The organism is Embleya sp. NPDC059213 (assembly GCF_042754445.1).
Lineage (GTDB): Bacteria > Actinomycetota > Actinomycetes > Streptomycetales > Streptomycetaceae > Embleya.
In genome coordinates, this window is the sequence record NZ_JBHZAV010000208.1 from 1 (window position 1) to 16,354 (window position 16,354).

The window sequence follows — 16,354 nt, forward strand, 5'->3', positions numbered from 1 at the left end:
GTGGGCCGGGGGGCGGTGCGGGGCGGGCGCGGGCCCCCCCCCCCCCCCCCCGCCGCGTCCCGGTCCGGGCCCGGGCCCGCCGGTGTGGCGTCAGCCCTTGGGGGCCTCGAACTTCTGCGTCCGCTGCATGCCCGCGGCACGGCCCTTGGCCGACATCACCAGGGCCATCTTGCGCGACGCCTCGTCGATCATCTCGTCGCCGAGCATCGCGGCGCCCTTCATGCCGCCCTCGGCCGAGGTGCACCAGTCGTACGCGTCGAGGATCATCTCGGCGTGGTCGTAGTCGGCCTGGGTCGGCGAGTACAGCTCGTTCGCGGCGTCGATCTGGCCGGGGTGCAGCACCCACTTGCCGTCGAAGCCCAACGCCGCCGAGCGGCCGGCCACCCGACGGAACCCGTCCACCTCCTTGATCTGGAGGTAGGGGCCGTCGATCGCCTGGAGGTCGTTGGCCCGGGCGGCCATCAGGATGCGCATCAGGATGTAGTGGTAGGCGTCGCCGGTGTCGTAGCCCGGGGGCTGCTCGCCGACCACGAGCGACTTCATGTTGATCGACGCCATGAAGTCGGCCGGCCCGAAGATGATCGTCTCCACCCGCGGCGACGCGGCGGCGATCTCGTCCACGTTCACCAGGCCGCGGGCGTTCTCGATCTGCGCCTCGATGCCGATCCGACCGACCTCCAGGCCGACCGTCTTCTCGATCTGGGTGAGCAGCAGGTCCAGCGCCTTGATCTGGCCGGCGTCCTGGACCTTGGGCAGCATGATGGCGTCGAGGTTGGCCCCCGCGCCCTCCACGACGGTGACCACGTCGCGGTAGGTCCAGTGCGTGGTCCAGTCGTTGACCCGCACGACGCGGATCCGATTCCCCCAGTCGCCGTTGTTCAGCGCGTCGACGATGGTGTGTCGCGCGCCCTCCTTGGCGAGCGGGGCGCAGGCGTCCTCGAGGTCGAGGAACACCTGGTCGACCGGGAGCCCCTGCGCCTTCTCGATGAAGCGCGGGTTGCTGCCGGGCACAGCCATACAGGAACGGCGGGAACGCAAGCTACGCGATGTGGCGGCCATGTGTCTGGTCCTCCCAGTGCTGCGGATCGTGCGGTCAGGTTACCGACGGGTCACCCGCCTCGGACTATGAGGTGGCGCACGTTCCGCGCCTGCGCGTTGTGGGACGCTGTGGCGCATGACGGACACCGACGCACCGCGCGATGAAGCGGCGCCGCTCGACGAGGCCGCACTGCGCGAGGAAGCGGCACTGCTGGAGGAAGCGGCGCGCAAGTCCGGCCTGCTCTGGCTCACCGTCGACGACGCCCCGCCGCGCCCGGTCTGGCACGTGTGGCTGGACGGCTCCTCGTGGCTGGTGACCGCCCGCGAGGACGGCGCCGTCGAGCAGTTCGTACCCGGCCTGGCCGAGGCCGGGCGGGCGCTGGTGGACGTCCGCAGCAAGGACAAGGGCGGACGGCTGCCCGGATGGAGCGCCGAGGTCCGGGTGGTCACCCCGGACGACCCGGCCTACGAGCCGGCCGTACTGGCCCTGCACGCGGCCCGGTTGAACGCGCCGGACGGCGAGGAGCAGCCGGCCCGCTGGGCACGCGAGTGCGACGTGATCCGGCTCACCCCCACCGGCTCGGCCCGATCCGCGCCCCGGGACGCGGGCCGCACCGTGCCGATCGGCTCGCCCGCGGTGACCCGCGGGGCCTCGCCGTTCAACCTGTCGATCGGCCGCCTGCGCCGACGCGGCTGAGCGCGGGTCGGCTCAGGAGAACAGCAGCGAGTCGCCCCGGAGGCCGCCGGGCACCGGCGGCTTGCTCGTCCGGCCGATGTCCGAGCGGCGCGTACTCCCGGTGGAGGGCGTGCCGTTCGGGGGGCGCGTCGAGGTGCCGTTGTTGCCGCTGCCGTTGGTCGGGCGGCCCTGGGTGGTCAGGCCCTTGTCCACCACGTCCTTGGGGTCCGGCGCGTGCACGTCCACCCGCTCGCCGTAGCCGAGGAAATCGAACGCGCCGGCCTGCCGGACCTCCGGGGCCGACTCCATCCGCAGCAGGTACGGAGCGCCTTCGGTGGCCACCCAGATGGTGCCGCCCGCGCCCGGCGTGCGGCTCTCCAGCGCGATCGCCTTGTGCCCGTTGACCTGCTTGACCGGGCCCTTCTCCAGTTTGCCCGGCTTGCCCATCAGCTTGTTGGTGAGCCGCTCGACGTAGGTGTTCTCCACGATGCCGTCGTACTTCTTGTCCCCGGAGGGGACCTGTACGTACTTCTCGTGGTTGGCCACGTCCGAGTTGGCGCCGTCGACCTTGGACCAGAACTTCGTGTCGCCCCGGAACCAGACCTGGTTCTGCACCCGGGTGACGTAGGCCGTCGTGCTGTCCTCGACGATCTGGCCCTCGCTGCCGGTGCTGGTGAAGCGCATGTCCACGCTGAACGGCTTGGCCGGTTTGCCGGCCGCGCCCGGGACCGTCAACTCGCCCTTGACGTGCACCGATTTCGCCCCGGCCGTCGCGGCCTGGGCCCGCTGCAGGATCGCCGCCGGGTCCAGGTTGTCCACCTGGTTGCCCAGTGGCGCACCGGCCAAGGGTTCGTCCACTGGTGCCTGCCACGAGCGGTGTGCGGGTCGTCCCGCACTGCACCCGGCGGCCAGCACCGTGACCGATACAGCCGTCGCCACCACGAAGCCGCGCCGCACGTGATCCACCGTTGGGTTCCCTCGTTGTTCGATGTCTCGTTGGTTCGCTGACCCGAATCGACGCTCGACCGCGTCGCCGTCCTACCGGAAACGGTATCCCGGAGGGGGAATCGCCCGCCTCAGTCGGTGCCCGGCTTCGGCTCGTCGGGCTTGCCCGACGGTTGCTTGCCGTCGGTCAACGAGCCGTAGTCGACCACATCCTCGGCCTTGGGCAGCACCAGCGGGAAGTCCTGGTCGTATTCGAAGAGTTCGAGCGCTCCGCCGGTCGGCGACGGGATGTACTTGAGCGGGAACGGCGTCCCCCGCAGGGCCACTCGCAGTTCGCCGCCGCGGCCCCGGTCCGCCACCAGCTTGAGCGACTCGGCGCCGCGCACGTTCTCCCGGCCGTCCTTCTTGAGCTTGCCGTTGAGCCGGATCAGATCGGTGATCATGTCCTGCATCCGGGTGAAGCCGGACAGTCGGGCGTAACTGGGATCGGCGGGCGAGACCTTGACGAACTTGTCCCGCAGCGCCTGGGCCGACTGTTCCACCTCGGCCCCGCCGCGCCCGTCCCGACCCTGGTAGAGCCGGGCGTCGCCGCGCACGAACAGGTCCTGGCCGACCCGCAGCAGTTCGATGGTGCTGTCCGCGGTGACCACGGTGCCCACCCCGCCGTCACGCTTGAGCCGCAGGTCGATCCGGAACTGCTGGCTCTGGATCTTCCACACGCCCTGCACGTGGACGGCGCCGGCCGCCGCGGCCGCCGCCTTGGACTTGCCGGCTATGGAGTCCGCGGACTCCGCACCGAGCCCGGTCTCCTCCTTCGAACACGCCGTGCCGGTGAGGACACAGGCGGCCAGGAGGGCGATCGTGGTCTTCATCCGAGGCAAGCGCACGGGCGGCACTGTACTGAGCCGGGCGCCGGGTGTCGTGATCATGCCCACCTTCACCGGTAACCTGACCGTTCGGGACACCCGCGGCACGAGCGCGCGGATCGGCCAACGCGGACGTACACATCGGCGACGGAGGGACCACGGCATGGGTGCGTCATCCGGGCGGGTGTTCATCTCGCACCTTGCCGGCGTGGCCGTGTTCGACCCCAACGGCGACCACGTCGGCCGGCTGCGCGACGTGGTGGTGATGTTGCGTACCGCCCAGCTTCCCCCACGCGTGCTCGGCCTGGTCGTCGAGGTGGCCACCCGGCGGCGGATCTTCGTCCCGATGACCCGGGTGACCAGTGTGGAGACCGGCGAGGTGATCACCACCGGGCTGGTCAACATGCGCCGCTTCGAGCAGCGGCCGAGCGAGACGCTGGTGCTCGCCGAGATGCTGGACCGCCGGGTGGCCCTGGCCGAGACCGACGAGCCGGTGACCGTGCTGGACGTCGCGATGGCGCTCGGGCGCGGTCGCGACTGGCTGATCGCCAAGTTGTTCGTGCAAAAGGGCGCCACCTCCGGGCTGCGCCGGCGGCGCGGCGAGACGATCACCGTCGACTGGAACGCGGTGGTCGGCTTCGAGCGCCCGGAGGACCAGCAGGGCGCGGCCAACCTGCTCGCCACGTTCGAGCAGTTGCGGCCCGCCGACCTGGCGAACGTGCTGCACAACCTGTCCGCCAAGCGCCGTGCCGAGGTGGCCGCGGCGCTGGACGACGACCGGCTCGCGGACGTGCTGGAGGAGTTGCCCGAGGACGACCAGGTCGAGATCCTGGGCCAGCTCCAAGAGGAGCGGGCGGCCGACGTCCTGGAGGCGATGGACCCGGACGACGCGGCCGACCTGATCTCCGAGTTGCCCGAGGACACCGCGGAGCGCCTGCTCGGCCTGATGGAGCCGGAGGAGGCCGAGGACGTCCGCCGACTGCTGACCTACGTCGAGGACACCGCCGGCGGCATGATGACCACCGAGCCGATCGTGCTGGAGCCGGGCGCCACGATCGCCGAGGCCCTCGCACACGTGCGCAACTCCGACCTCTCGCCGGCCCTGGCCAGCCAGGTCTACGTCTGCCGACCGCCGACCGAGACGCCGACCGGCAAGTACCTGGGCACGGTGCACTTCCAGCGGCTGTTGCGCGATCCACCGTTCACCCTGGTCGGCGCGGTCCTGGACACCGACCTGATGCCGCTGCGGCCGGACACCCCGCTCGCCGAGGTGACCAGCTTCCTGGCCGCGTACAACATGGTCGCCGCTCCCGTGGTGGACGAGGACGACCACCTGCTCGGCGCGGTCACCGTCGACGACGTGCTCGACCACCTGCTGCCCGAGGACTGGCGCGAGGGCGCCATACACGGAGACGGGGGAGTGCGCCGTGGCCCGTGAGAGCACGAGCACCGACAAGCGCCGCCGGCCGCGCCTGGATCAACCGCGCGCCCCGGGGCGGCGCCCGCTGCTGCCCGCGTACGATCCGGAGGCGTTCGGTCGGTTCTCCGAGCGGATCGCCCGCTTCCTGGGCACCGGCCGGTTCCTGGTCTACATGACCGCCACGGTGATCGTGTGGATCGGCTGGAACATCTTCGTGCCGCCGGCGCTGCGCTTCGACGAGTACCCGTTCATCTTCCTGACCCTGGCGTTGTCCCTGCAGGCGTCCTACGCGGCGCCGCTGATCCTGCTCGCGCAGAACCGGCAGGACGACCGGGACCGGGTCAACCTGGAGCAGGACCGGGCCCGCAACGAGCGCAACATCGCGGACACCGAGTATCTGACCCGCGAGGTCGCGGCGCTGCGGATCGCCCTCGGCGAGGTCGCCACCCGGGACTTCCTGCGCTCGGAACTCCAGTCCATGCTCAAGGAGTTGGACGAGCGTCGGGAGACCGACGGCTGGCTGATGGGGCGCGACGTGAGCGACACGCACCCGCCCCACCGGCAACACCCGCCGGAGCCGAAGCGTCCCTGAGCTGTTTTATACAATCGTATGAGTCATCCGTATAAGACATTTGTCTACGGCAGGGTTACGATCGGTGCATGGGACACCGCGAAGACCTGCTGGCCGGAGCCAAACGTTGTCTGTACGAGAAGGGCTACATGCGCACCACCGCGCGCGACATCGTCGCCGCGTCGGGGACCAACCTCGGATCGATCGGCTATCACTACGGGTCCAAGGACGCGCTGATGCAGCAGGCGCTGCTGGAGTCGATCGAGGGCTGGGGTGACGAACTGGCCGGCGCGCTGGCCGAGGCGGTCGGCGGCGAGACCGCGCCGCTGGAGCGCTTCGAGGCGATCTGGACACGGGTGATCGACCTGATGGAGTCGCACCGGATGATGTGGGCGGCCAACTTCGAGGTCCTGGCCCATCTCGACGAGTTGCCGGAGATCCACAAGGTGCTCGGCGCGGCACAGGACGCCGGCCGCTCCGGACTGGCCTCGATCTTCCTGGGCGTGCCCGAGGAGGGCAACGAGCACCTCACCGGCACGGTCGGCGCGCTGTGTCAGGCGCTGCTGGTGGGCGTGGTCAGCCAGTGGATGTTCGCCCCGGAGAACGCCCCCACCGGCCGGGATCTCGCCGAGGGCATGCGGGTGCTCATGGGCGCCGGCGGGGCAGGCTGAACCGGCCGCCGGACAGCACCACGTGGGCCAGGACACCGGCGATCAGTCCCCAGAACGCGGATCCGATCCCGCCGATGGTGACCCCGGACGCGGTGGCCAGGAAGGTGATCAGCGCCGCCTCGCGGTGCTCGTCGTCGGCCATCGCGCCGGTGAGCCCGCTCGCCAGCGCGCCGAACAGCGCCACGCCCGCGACCGCCGCGACCAGTTCCTTGGGCAGGCCCGCGAACAGCGCCACCAGGGTCGACCCGAACATGCCCACGATCAGGTAGAAGACCCCGCACGAGACGCCCGCGACGTAGCGCCTGCGGGGGTCGTGGTGCGCCTCGGGCCCGGTGCAGATCGCGGCGGTGATCGCGGCCAGGTTGATCGCGTGCGACCCGAACGGCGCGAGCAGCGTGGATACCACCCCGGTCGAGCCGATCAGCACCCGGTCGTTCGGCGCGTAGCCGGACGCGGCCAACACCCCCATCCCGGGCGCGTTCTGCGACGCGAGGGTGGCCACCAGGAGCGGCACCGCGATCCCGATCAGGGCGGGCACCGACAGGTGCGGTGTGGTCCACTGCGGCCGGGCGATCTCGAACGTGTCGATGTGCACGTGCAGCCGGGACGTCGCCGCCGCGCAGGCCACCCCGACCACGAGCGCGGCCGGTACCGCGTAGCGCGGGAGGAAGCGCTTCCCGAGCAGGTAGGCGAGCAGCACGCCGCCGGCGATCCAGGGCGCGGTCCGGACCGAGGTGAACACCCCGGTGCCGAACGAGAACAGGATTCCGGCCAGCATCGCGGACACCACCGCGGCGGGCACCCGGCGAATCAGCCGGCCGAACACGCCGGTCACCCCGATCACGGTGATCAGCACGCCGGTCACCACGAACGCGCCGATCGCCTCGGGATACGGGTACGAACCCAGGCTGGTCACCAGCAGCGCGGCGCCCGGGGTGGACCACGCGGTGACGATCGGCATCCTGGTGTACAGGCTCAGGCCCAGGCAGGTCAGCCCGCTGCCGATGGACAACGCCCAGACCCACGAGCCGGTCTGCTCCCGGGTCAGCCCGCCGGCCGAGGCCGCGGTCAGCACGATCACCAGCGGCCCCGAGTAGGAGACCAGCACCGCGATCAGACCGGCGAGCACGGCCGAGAAGGACGCGTCCCGCCACCACCTCGGCTCGGCCGAGGGCGGCGCCGGTTCGGTGTTCGTCGTGGTCCCCGTACGCACCCGGCGCCTCGCCTCGTGGTCAATCGTGGTCGTAGACGGTGACCTGGACACCGCACGCGCTCAACCGTTCGAGGACGAGCGGCTCCACCCTGCCCCAGCTACCCCCCGCCAGACCACAGCCAATTCGCGGCATGTGGACCGTGGCCCCGAGTTCGAGCGCCCGGCGGCCGACTTCGCCCAGGGCCCGGTCGATCGCCTCGTAGCGCACCGGCGGCCCTTTGCTGCCGGTGCGCATGCCGTGTTGGCCGATCATGTTGGCCACCCACAGGTGGGTGGCCACCCGGACCAGGCGTACCGCGCCGAGCCCGAAGTCGTTGCCCGCCCGCTCGCGATGCCAACGTCGATAGTCGGCCTCGGGCTCGGGCCAACGCCGAGATACCGCGAGCACGAAGCCCTTGCCCCAGCCGCCCTGGTCGTTGCAGACGTGCGCGATCACCTTGACGCCCTTGCCCAGCGGCGTGGTGGCGTCTCCTCGGATGTACGTGACGGTCGCCATGCGCGGCACCGTAGCCAACCGCACCGACGCGTCGGCACCGACTGCCCGGGCTCGCCGCCGTACCGCCGGGCGGCGGCACCGTCACGGTCGGCCGAACAGGCGGGCCGCGTTGTCGTGGCAGACCGCCCGCAGCCAGTCGTCGCCCAGCTCCAGCCGGGTCAGCGCGTCGAGCCCGTGCACGTAGCCGTACGGGATGTTCGGGAAGTCGCTGCCCCACAGGATGCGATCCGCCGCGTCCCGCAGCCGGACGCGGTCGGCGGGCGGGAACGGGGTGAACTCCTCGACGAAGTCGGTGAAGGCCATCGTGGTGTCCAGATACACGCCCTCGTGCCGGTCCGCGAGATCCAGGAACTCGCCGTATTCCGGCATCCCCATGTGCGCGACGATCAGCCGCAGTCGCGGGTGCCGGGCGAGTACCCGGGTGATCGGCTCGGGCCCGGTGTGCGCCCCGGGCACCGGCCCCGAACCGCAGTGCGCGACCACCGGCACCCCCGCGTCCGCGAGCGTGCCCCACACGTCCTCCAGCAGCGGATCGCCCGGGTCGTACCCACCGACCTGGACGTGCGCCTTGAACACGACCGCCCCCGACTCGATCGCCTCGCGCACGTACTTGCCCGCGCCCGGCTCGGCGAAGAAGGTCGCCGTGTGCAGGCAGTCCGGGGTACGCGCGGCGAACTCGCGCGCCCACGCGTTCAGCCACACGGCCATCCCGGGTTTGTGCGGATACAACATCGAGGTGAACGCCGAGACGCCGAACGCGCGCAGCTTGGCCACCCGTTCGTCCTCGTCGAGTCGGTAGGTGATCGGCCACGGCCGGCCGATCAGCGGACCGGCCGCGTCGAAGTAGGCCCACACCTTGTCCAGCACTCGCTTGGGCATGAAGTGCGTGTGCACGTCGATCAACGACGCCAGTCCCAGTTCCCGGCGAAACCGGGCCACGCGCGTCTCCTCGGTCACCGTCGTCACACGGCCACCTCCCCATTCGGCTCGCAGGTCGATGCTCTCGAAGGGATTTTCCGAGGGCGTCGTAAGCTCACGGTATGGCTTCTGCAACCCTGCCCTCGGCGGACGACGTCCAGGATGCGCTGGCGACCGTCCAGGACCCCGAGATCCACCGGCCCATCACCGAATTGGGCATGGTCAAATCCGTCGAGATCCATCCCGACGGGCGGGTCGAGGTCGGGGTCTTCCTGACCGTCAGCGGCTGCCCGATGCGCGAGACGATCATCACCCGGGTCGAGACGGCCGTCGCCGCGCTGCCCGGCGTGACCTCGGTCGACGTCGAACTCGACGTGATGAGCGACGCACAGCGCAAGGAACTCGCGAGCAACCTGCGCGGCGGCCAGGCCGAGCGCGAGGTGCCGTTCGCCAAGCCCGGCTCGCTCACCCGGGTCTACGCGGTGGCGTCCGGCAAGGGCGGCGTCGGCAAGTCGTCGGTGACGGTGAACCTGGCCGCCTCGATGGCCGCCCAGGGGCTCAAGGTCGGCATCGTGGACGCCGACATCTACGGCCACTCGGTGCCGCGCATGCTCGGCGCGGAGGGCAAGCCCACCCAGGTCGAGAACATGATCATGCCGCCGTCGGCGCAGGGCGTGAAGGTGATCTCGATCGGCATGTTCACCCCGGGCAACGCCCCGGTGGTGTGGCGCGGTCCGATGTTGCACCGCGCGCTCCAGCAGTTCCTCGCCGACGTCTACTGGGGCGACCTGGACGTGCTGCTGCTCGACCTCCCGCCGGGCACCGGCGACATCGCCATCTCGGTCGCCCAGTTGGTCCCCAACGCGGAGATCCTGGTGGTGACCACACCGCAGCAGGCCGCCGCCGAGGTCGCCGAGCGGGCGGGCACCATCGCGGTGGAGACCCGGCAGACCATCGCCGGCGTGATCGAGAACATGGCCGGGCTGCCCTGCCCGCACTGCGGCGAGATGGTCGACGTGTTCGGCTCCGGCGGCGGTCAGCGGGTCGCCGACGGTCTGTCCGCGGCCACCGGCACCAAGGTCCCGCTGCTCGGTTCGATCCCGATCGACACCCGGCTGCGCGAGGGCGGCGACACCGGCAAGCCGGTCGTGCTGGACGCCCCGGAATCGCCCGCGGCCATCGCGCTGGGCACGATCGCGGCCAAGCTCGGCGGACGCGAGCGCGGGCTCTCCGGCCTCCAGCTCGGACTGACCCCGCTGCGCAACTTCTAGCCGCGGTCGGGAAGATCCCGATGGAGGTCGGCGGCACCCCGCCCGACGGCGCTCCACCGCGATGATCCCGAGGGCACGCGCGCCCGTTCGACGGTCGCGCCCGTGCCCCCGGGGTCATCGCGCCGCGGTCACGAGTCCGGTTTCGCGTACGTGTGCAGGTCCACCTCGCGGGACAGGCCCAGGCCGTACGCGCTCGCGCCGCGGCCGTACACCCCGAGGTAGACACCCGCGCTCTCGCCCGCGAGCACCCAGCCGTAGGCCGACTCCCGATAGCGGAACCGCGCGGGCACCCCGTCCACCGGAATGGCCAGGTCCGTCCAACCGGGTCCGGTCAGATTGTCGGACAGATCCCACGCGATGTTGGTCTGCTGATCCAGCCACTCCGCCCGGGTCGTGCGGTCCAACTGCCACGGCCAACTGTCCGCGAGCAATGCCACCCCTGCGAGTGACGCCGCGCTCGCCTTGGAGGTGGCCTCCATCTGTCCCGTGCCGTCCCCGGCCGGCCGCTTGGGCCGCCGCGGGACGGTCACCACGGACACGAACCGGCGCGGTGTCGGATCACCGGGCCGCCGGCTCGGCAGGTCTCCGTGGCCGAGCGTGCCGTACTCGATCGTGCGCCGGCCCTTGCACACCGACGACAACCAACGCCGCCCGTTCCAGCCCTCGTCCAGGCCGTACCAGGGGAAGTCCGCGCCCAGGTATTCCGCCAGCAGGTCGGGCTTGCCCGCCTCGTCGGCGGGCAACGCCTCGCCCGCGTGGCTGATTGTGTCCATGCTCCGCCTCAGGTCCTCTCGCGCGGCGCGGCGGCGCCGCCGGCTGCCTCGGTATGCCATGGCCGGGGCCCACCTCCCCCCGCGCCTCTCGGGTGGACCGACCCTTCGATACATGTATCCGCCGAGTCACCGACCACACACCGCCCGTGTACTCCGGCTACATAGTGCCCGAATGCGCGGACGACCCCGCACCGCGCACGACCGTCGACGGCCGGGAATCGGCGACACCGGGCAGCGGTCCTCGAACCCGCGTCGGAAAGGACCCTCGACGCGGCGACCGCCGACGCTCAGGTCGCGTCGGCGTCGTACGGCGGGCGCTCGCCGGGCTCCACCCGGGGAGCGGCGGTCTTCTTCTGCAACGACGGCGGGCTGTACGAGGTGTCCGGCACGTCCGAGTCGTAGGGGCTGCCACTGGCCAGGCCCTTGATCTCCTCGAAGTCCTTGCCGAGCGAGTCGCGCAGCTCGCGGATGCCCAGGTCGTCGTCGCCGTCGCCCATCAGGTTCTTGCGCACGAACGTCTTGGGGTTGAGGTCCTCCAGGTGCATGTCCTGGAACTCCGGACCGAGTTCCTTCTTCAGATCGGCCCGGGCCCCGGAGGAGAACTCGCGAAACTTGCGAATGGTGCGGGCCACGTCGCCGATCATCTTCGGCAACTTCTCCGGACCGAAGATCACGATCGCGAGGATGACGAGCGCGACCATCTCGGGTGCACCGACGTCGAACACCTGGACTCCACGAGATTGCGCGAGGGGGTTCGATCGGGCGACCGAACCCCCTCAGAGTAGTCGTCGACACCTGGAGCGGAAGGCCGCAGCCGGCATCGAACCTTCCGTTTGGTGCCTATCGTCGGAAGATGTGACCGTCCGGACATGTGTACGTCATGTCCGAGTCATCCGGCTTCGAGGGTCATGTCGACCGTGCGCTCGCCGCCGTCCCGTTCGATGGTCAGCTTGACCACCGCACCGGGAGCCTTGGACCGGATCGCCACGATCAACTCGTTGGCGTCGTGCACCTTGCGGCCGTCGATCGCCTTGATCACGTCGCCCGGCTTGAGCCCGGCCCGCTCGGCCGGTCCCCCGGCCCGGATCGGCGGCGTGCCCTTGACGTCCGAGGACGCGATCCGCGCGCCGTCGCCCTGGTACGCGACGTCCAACGAGACGCCGATCACCGGATGCGACGCCTTGCCGGTGTCGATCAACTGCTGCGCGACGCGACGCGCCTGGTTGATCGGGATGGCGAAGCCGAGGCCGATGCTGCCCGCCTCCTGCTGCGTGCCGAACGGATTGCCCTGCCCGCCACCGCCGGCCGAGCGGATTGCCGAGTTGATCCCGATCACCGAGCCCGCCGCGTCGATCAGCGGGCCACCGGAGTTGCCGGGGTTGATCGGCGCGTCGGTCTGCAACGCGCTGATGTAGGACACGTCGCTGCCCGAACCGCCCGCGCTCACCGCACGGTCCTTGGCGCTGATGATCCCGGAGGTGACGGTGCCCTCCAGGTTGAACGGCGCGCCGATGGCGATCACCGGGTCGCCGACCTGGACGCCGTCGGAGTTGCCCAGCGGCAGCGGGTGCAGCCCCTGCACGCCCGACACCCGGATCACCGCGAGGTCGTAGCCGGTGTCCCGGCCGACCAGGGTCGCCTGGGTCTGCTGGCCGTCGTTGAAGGTGACCGTGATCGTGCCGCCGGACGAGGCCGCGTCGACCACGTGGTTGTTGGTCAGGATGTCGCCGGCGGTGTCCAGCACGAAGCCGGTGCCGGTGGCCTCGCCTCGGCCGGTCTTGGTGTGGATGTACACCACCCCCGGCAGCGTGCTGCCCGCGAGCCCGGCGATGGTGTCCTTGCCGCGGGCCGGACCGGTGGGCGGCGCGGCGCCGAGCCGAACCTTGGTGTCGTGCCGGTCGGCGATCCAGGCACCGATGCCGCCGCCGATCAGACCGGCCACCAGCGCGAGGGCCGCGGCCCACACCACGAGTCGGCGACCGTAGCGCCTGCCGAGGTCCTCGGTGGGCCCGCCGGCGCCGGTCATGTCTCCCGGTACCGAATATCCGTACGGCACCGCCTGATAGGGCGCGTAGGCCGTCTGCGGGGCGTACGAGGGGTACGGCCCGTAGGGCCCGTAGCCGGTTTGCCCCACGCCGGGGTGGGTGCCGTAGCCGCCGACCTGCCCCGGCCACGGCTGCTGCTGCGGCGGCGGACCGGCGGGCGGGGGTGGCTGCGGGGGCGGCGCGAAGGGATCGTAGGCGGGGTCGTCCGCGCTCGGCAGCTCGGCGGTGCCGTGTACCACCGGCACCTCGGTGGTTACCGCGTCCCGCACGTCCGGGACCGGGGGGCCGAACGCGGCCGGCTCGGTCGCGGGATCGGCCGGCGCCGCCTCGTCGGCGGGCCCGACCGGGGTGGCGTCCTCGCCCGCCACCGGGCGATCGGCCTTGGCCAACGACGGCCGGTCCGGGAACGCGGCGGGTTCGGCGTCGGGACCGGCCTGGGACGCGTGCTCCGACGGTGCCCCGGTCGACGCGCCGCCCGGTGCCCGGTCCGGTGTCTCGTCCGGCGTCCGCGCCGACGGCCCGGGGCGGACCCCGCCCGCCGGCTCCGCCTCGGCCGGTTCGGCGGACCGACCCGGCTCGGGCTCGTCCGCCCGGGCACCCGCCGCCGAGGGCGGTGCCCCGGGCGGGAAGGCCGCCGGTTCCGCGTCGTGATCGGGTCCCGGCCCGGCCGGCGCGTCGTCGCCTCGCGGCGGCTCCGCTCCCCCGCGGCCGTATGCGTCGCTCATCGTGTGCCTTCCTACCGCTCCCGGTGTGCCGAGCACCTGCTGCTTCCCCGACACGGCCACAGTCTTGCGCGTGCCGATCGGTGCCGTCCCGGCGGCAGTGGATACCCGCCCCGCCACGTCGCACGCGCGGTCGGCCGAAAGTGCCCCGCCCGCCGGGCGACACCCACTCCGATTCGCCCGACTACGACCCGTTTCCGCCGATCCGCACCACACCGGGCCACGACCTCGATCCCGCGCCGAATACCTCGACGCGGGATTGCGGTCGTCGCCCTAGTGGCGAGCGCCCTCCGACGGCACCGGCACCGTCAGCGGGGCGCCGGCCAGCACCAGCCCCGGCCGGCGCGGCGCCGAGCCCGCCGGCAGTGCGGTCGTGGTGGCGGCCTGCTCCACGAGGTATCGCTCCACGGCCGGCGCCGCGGGCCGTCCCTCGGTGCCGCCGCTCGTCCCGCCCGGCACGAACGCGCTGCTCAGCGCGACGGCCATCATCGAGAACGCGCCCGCGGCGGCGAATGTCAGCCGACGCCGGCTCACCGGCGGGCGCACCCGCTCGGGCATGTTGCCGGGCCGACCGGCCCGCGGACCGGTCGAGCGCAGACGCGCACGTGCCGAGACCGCCGGTCGCCCGGCGGTCGGGAAGGTGAAACGATCCCCCGACGCGGGCGGCGGAGGCGGCTCCTGATCCGGCTCGCCCAAGGCCAGCAACCGCGCCATCAGATCGCCCGACGGTCCGGGTTGCGCCACCTTGCCGAGCAGTTGTTTCACCTGGCGCTGCTCCTCCGCCTCCACGCGACAGTCCGCGCATTCGGCGAGGTGCGCCAGCACCTTCTCACGGGCCTCGTGGCCCAGCTCGCCGTCCACATAGGCGGCGAGCTTGTCGTCGAGGTGGCTCATGTCCCCACCTCGCATGCCCCACGTCGGGTCGCGGCGCGCCCCACCCGTGTGGCACTCACTACCCCCCTGCCCAAGCGGTCGCCGGGCTCACTGATCACGGTCCCTCATCTCCGCACCGTGGTCCGGACCTCCGCAGCCGTCTCCTGGCCTGCCTTGTTCCGGGGAGCACGATGCCGCAGCGCCGCACGGAGCTGGGACCGGCCGCGGTGAATGCGGCTGCGCACGGTCCCGAGTTTCACTCCGAGCGTGGTGGCGATCTCCTCGTACGACAGGCCCTCGATGTCACACAGCACGACCGCGGCGCGGAACTCCGGAGCGAGCGCGTCCAGCGCCTGCTGGACGTCCGCGTCCAGGTGGGCGTCGTCGTATGCCTGCGCGGGTGAGAGCTCACGACCGGCGAGGCGTTCGCCCGCGTCGTCGCCCAGACCCTCGAAGCGGATGCGCTGACGGCGCCGAACCATGTCGAGGAAAAGGTTCGTGGTGATGCGGTGCAGCCAACCCTCGAACGTGCCGGGCGTGTAGCTCGACAACGATCGGAACACTCGGACGAACACCTCTTGGGTGATGTCGTCCGCGTCGTGCGGGTTGCCGCTGAGGCGGTAGGCGAGCCGATAGACCCGAGCGGAGTGGGTGCGGACGATGTCCTCCCACGACGGCGGGACCCATTCGGCCTGGGCTGGGCTGCTGATTGCGTTTGCGGCTTCGGCCACGTGATCCGGCATCGGCGACGCGTCGCGGGTACAGGATTGTTCCCCGCGGTGGTCGACCACTGCCACACCTCCTCTTCCGAGTAGCGCAACCACCATAAGCGCCCTGCCTGTTAAGCCCGGATAAGGGCGCCGAGCCCGGATCCGGCCCACCTGCGGTGCCGCGAGACCACGAGCCTCGTGTTCACCTGTCTTCCGAGGGGGCCAACGAACCGCGCCCGGACGGGGTTCCCCGATTCCGGCCCGGTCGCCCCCCGGCGCTCGTGCCCGGCGCCCGGGCGCACGCGTGCGGCGCTCCCCGGCCGGGCGGATGACCCCTCGGTAATACCCTTGCGCTCAGGTGGCCGACCCGTCGAGACGCGTACGGGCGGCCGGGACAGAGGAGGAAGCCATTTCCGGCAATCGCCAGGCGAGCTGGGCGTTCGCGGAAGAGTACGTCGGCGAGGACGCCGTCCTCGCGGGCGCCCGCGCCCGCGCCCGGGAAGTCGGCGTGCTCCCGATAGGTCCGGGTGGCGGTGCCGCACTGCGCTTCCTCGCGGCCGCGGTGGAGGCCAAGGCGGTCGCCGAGATCGGGACCGGGACCGGGGTCTCCGGCCTCTACCTGCTGCGCGGCATGCGCCCCGACGGTGTGCTCACCACGGTCGACGCCGACCCGGAGAACCAGCGCCTCGCCAAGGAGACCTTCACCGAGGCGGGCTTCCCCAGCGGTCGTGCCCGGTTCATCCCGGGCCGCGCCCTGGAGGTGCTGCCGCGGCTCGCCGACGGCGGTTACGACCTGGTCTTCTGCGACGGCGACAAACTGGAGTACCTGGACTACCTGGCCGAGGCGCTGCGCCTGCTGCGGCCCGGCGGCGTGGTCTGCTTCGACAACGCGCTCCTGCACGACCGGGTGCCCGATCCGGCGCACCGGGACCCGGAGACCGCGGCCGTGCGCGACGTGCTGCGGGTGATCCGCGAGCACGAGTCGCTCGTGCCCGCGCTGCTCCCGGTCGGCGACGGCCTGCTGTGCGCGGCCCGCCGGGGCTGATCGCCTCCGGTGGTCGCGGCTCGTCGGGACTCCTTTCGCCCGCGCCGTCGGGCCAAAGCCGCCCGGACATGCCGACGGCCTCGATTCGGACCCGAGTCTCC

At 71.7% G+C, this 16,354-nt stretch carries 17 protein-coding genes; 6 read left to right on the top strand and 11 right to left on the bottom strand.

Features of this window, described 5'->3' with window-relative positions; all coding sequences use genetic code 11:
• Window positions 1–90: 90 nt before the first annotated feature.
• Window positions 91–1,059 carry a CoA ester lyase gene (locus ACFXMF_RS41015; RefSeq protein WP_360314675.1) on the bottom strand — a complete coding sequence of 323 codons (969 nt, stop codon included), beginning with the start codon at window positions 1,057–1,059 and terminating at the stop codon, window positions 91–93.
• 115 nt (window positions 1,060–1,174) lie between these two features.
• Between ACFXMF_RS41015 and ACFXMF_RS41020 the strand changes: the two genes are divergently transcribed.
• The gene (locus ACFXMF_RS41020) at window positions 1,175–1,735 is read left to right on the top strand and encodes a hypothetical protein (protein WP_379991145.1); all 561 of its coding nucleotides are present in this window, start codon (window positions 1,175–1,177) and stop codon (window positions 1,733–1,735) included.
• Between the two features lie 12 nt (window positions 1,736–1,747).
• On the opposite strand, the gene ACFXMF_RS41025 is transcribed toward ACFXMF_RS41020, so the two are convergent.
• Both ACFXMF_RS41025 and ACFXMF_RS41030 read right to left on the bottom strand, forming a co-directional pair.
• Window positions 1,748–2,680, bottom strand: a complete 933-nt coding sequence (locus ACFXMF_RS41025; RefSeq protein WP_360314671.1) for a hypothetical protein — start codon at window positions 2,678–2,680, stop codon at window positions 1,748–1,750.
• A 110-nt stretch (window positions 2,681–2,790) separates the two neighbouring features.
• A complete protein-coding gene (locus ACFXMF_RS41030; RefSeq protein ID WP_360314669.1) occupies window positions 2,791–3,546 on the bottom strand; it encodes a hypothetical protein in 756 nt (251 codons plus the stop codon).
• Window positions 3,547–3,688: 142 nt separating this feature from the next.
• Between ACFXMF_RS41030 and ACFXMF_RS41035 the strand changes: the two genes are divergently transcribed.
• The 3 genes from ACFXMF_RS41035 (at window position 3,689) to ACFXMF_RS41045 (ending at window position 6,187) form a co-directional block, all read left to right on the top strand.
• Window positions 3,689–4,963 carry a magnesium transporter MgtE N-terminal domain-containing protein gene (locus ACFXMF_RS41035; RefSeq protein ID WP_360314667.1) on the top strand — a complete coding sequence of 425 codons (1,275 nt, stop codon included), beginning with the start codon at window positions 3,689–3,691 and terminating at the stop codon, window positions 4,961–4,963.
• Entirely contained in the window at window positions 4,953–5,537 is a 585-nt protein-coding gene (locus tag ACFXMF_RS41040) for a DUF1003 domain-containing protein (RefSeq protein ID WP_379991144.1), read from the top strand. Before ACFXMF_RS41035 ends, ACFXMF_RS41040 begins: the two co-directional genes overlap by 11 nt.
• A gap of 68 nt (window positions 5,538–5,605) precedes the next feature.
• Window positions 5,606–6,187: a TetR/AcrR family transcriptional regulator gene (locus tag ACFXMF_RS41045; protein ID WP_379991143.1), complete on the top strand. Its 582-nt coding sequence runs from the start codon at window positions 5,606–5,608 to the stop codon at window positions 6,185–6,187.
• Here ACFXMF_RS41045 and ACFXMF_RS41050 read toward each other — a convergent pair.
• The 3 genes from ACFXMF_RS41050 to ACFXMF_RS41060 form a co-directional block, all read right to left on the bottom strand.
• Window positions 6,162–7,400: a benzoate/H(+) symporter BenE family transporter gene (locus ACFXMF_RS41050; protein ID WP_379991142.1), complete on the bottom strand. Its 1,239-nt coding sequence runs from the start codon at window positions 7,398–7,400 to the stop codon at window positions 6,162–6,164. The two genes, ACFXMF_RS41045 and ACFXMF_RS41050, sit on opposite strands and share 26 nt — an antisense overlap.
• Before the next feature lie 19 nt (window positions 7,401–7,419).
• Window positions 7,420–7,896 carry a macro domain-containing protein gene (locus ACFXMF_RS41055; RefSeq protein WP_379991141.1) on the bottom strand — a complete coding sequence of 159 codons (477 nt, stop codon included), beginning with the start codon at window positions 7,894–7,896 and terminating at the stop codon, window positions 7,420–7,422.
• 81 nt (window positions 7,897–7,977) lie between these two features.
• On the bottom strand, window positions 7,978–8,862 hold the full coding sequence (locus tag ACFXMF_RS41060) for an amidohydrolase family protein (protein WP_360314657.1): 885 nt from the start codon (window positions 8,860–8,862) through the stop codon (window positions 7,978–7,980).
• Between the two features lie 74 nt (window positions 8,863–8,936).
• Here ACFXMF_RS41060 and ACFXMF_RS41065 point away from each other — a divergent pair, with 74 nt between their 5' ends.
• On the top strand, window positions 8,937–10,085 hold the full coding sequence (locus ACFXMF_RS41065) for an Mrp/NBP35 family ATP-binding protein (RefSeq protein ID WP_379991139.1): 1,149 nt from the start codon (window positions 8,937–8,939) through the stop codon (window positions 10,083–10,085).
• 128 nt (window positions 10,086–10,213) lie between these two features.
• Here ACFXMF_RS41065 and ACFXMF_RS41070 read toward each other — a convergent pair whose 3' ends face one another.
• The 5 genes from ACFXMF_RS41070 to sigE form a co-directional block, all read right to left on the bottom strand.
• Window positions 10,214–10,858: a hypothetical protein gene (locus ACFXMF_RS41070; RefSeq protein WP_360314655.1), complete on the bottom strand. Its 645-nt coding sequence runs from the start codon at window positions 10,856–10,858 to the stop codon at window positions 10,214–10,216.
• A gap of 287 nt (window positions 10,859–11,145) precedes the next feature.
• Complete coding sequence (locus tag ACFXMF_RS41075) at window positions 11,146–11,583, bottom strand: sec-independent translocase (protein ID WP_360314653.1); 438 nt, start codon at window positions 11,581–11,583, stop codon at window positions 11,146–11,148.
• Window positions 11,584–11,747: 164 nt separating this feature from the next.
• Entirely contained in the window at window positions 11,748–13,628 is a 1,881-nt protein-coding gene (locus ACFXMF_RS41080) for a trypsin-like peptidase domain-containing protein (RefSeq protein WP_379991138.1), read from the bottom strand.
• A 270-nt stretch (window positions 13,629–13,898) separates the two neighbouring features.
• Window positions 13,899–14,519 (bottom strand): anti-sigma factor, encoded by a 621-nt coding sequence (locus ACFXMF_RS41085; RefSeq protein ID WP_360314649.1) that lies wholly within the window; start codon window positions 14,517–14,519, stop codon window positions 13,899–13,901.
• A 104-nt stretch (window positions 14,520–14,623) separates the two neighbouring features.
• On the bottom strand, window positions 14,624–15,241 hold the full coding sequence (gene sigE, locus ACFXMF_RS41090; protein ID WP_052174094.1) for an RNA polymerase sigma factor SigE: 618 nt from the start codon (window positions 15,239–15,241) through the stop codon (window positions 14,624–14,626).
• Window positions 15,242–15,566: 325 nt separating this feature from the next.
• Between sigE and ACFXMF_RS41095 the strand changes: the two genes are divergently transcribed.
• Window positions 15,567–16,253: an O-methyltransferase gene (locus tag ACFXMF_RS41095; protein WP_360314647.1), complete on the top strand. Its 687-nt coding sequence runs from the start codon at window positions 15,567–15,569 to the stop codon at window positions 16,251–16,253.
• Window positions 16,254–16,354 lie beyond the last annotated feature (101 nt).

Excerpts from the sequence above, each read along its gene's own strand:
- ACFXMF_RS41015 (WP_360314675.1), bottom strand. The coding sequence starts at position 1,059 with ATGGCCGCCACATCGCGTAGCTTGCGTTCCCGCCGTTCCTGTATGGCT.
- ACFXMF_RS41020 (WP_379991145.1), top strand. The coding sequence starts at position 1,175 with ATGACGGACACCGACGCACCGCGCGATGAAGCGGCGCCGCTCGACGAG.
- ACFXMF_RS41035 (WP_360314667.1), top strand. The coding sequence starts at position 3,689 with ATGGGTGCGTCATCCGGGCGGGTGTTCATCTCGCACCTTGCCGGCGTG.
- ACFXMF_RS41045 (WP_379991143.1), top strand. The coding sequence starts at position 5,606 with ATGGGACACCGCGAAGACCTGCTGGCCGGAGCCAAACGTTGTCTGTAC.
- ACFXMF_RS41055 (WP_379991141.1), bottom strand. The coding sequence starts at position 7,896 with ATGGCGACCGTCACGTACATCCGAGGAGACGCCACCACGCCGCTGGGC.
- ACFXMF_RS41065 (WP_379991139.1), top strand. The coding sequence starts at position 8,937 with ATGGCTTCTGCAACCCTGCCCTCGGCGGACGACGTCCAGGATGCGCTG.
- ACFXMF_RS41070 (WP_360314655.1), bottom strand. The coding sequence starts at position 10,858 with ATGGACACAATCAGCCACGCGGGCGAGGCGTTGCCCGCCGACGAGGCG.
- ACFXMF_RS41080 (WP_379991138.1), bottom strand. The coding sequence starts at position 13,628 with ATGAGCGACGCATACGGCCGCGGGGGAGCGGAGCCGCCGCGAGGCGAC.
- ACFXMF_RS41085 (WP_360314649.1), bottom strand. The coding sequence starts at position 14,519 with ATGAGCCACCTCGACGACAAGCTCGCCGCCTATGTGGACGGCGAGCTG.
- sigE (WP_052174094.1), bottom strand. The coding sequence starts at position 15,241 with ATGCCGGATCACGTGGCCGAAGCCGCAAACGCAATCAGCAGCCCAGCC.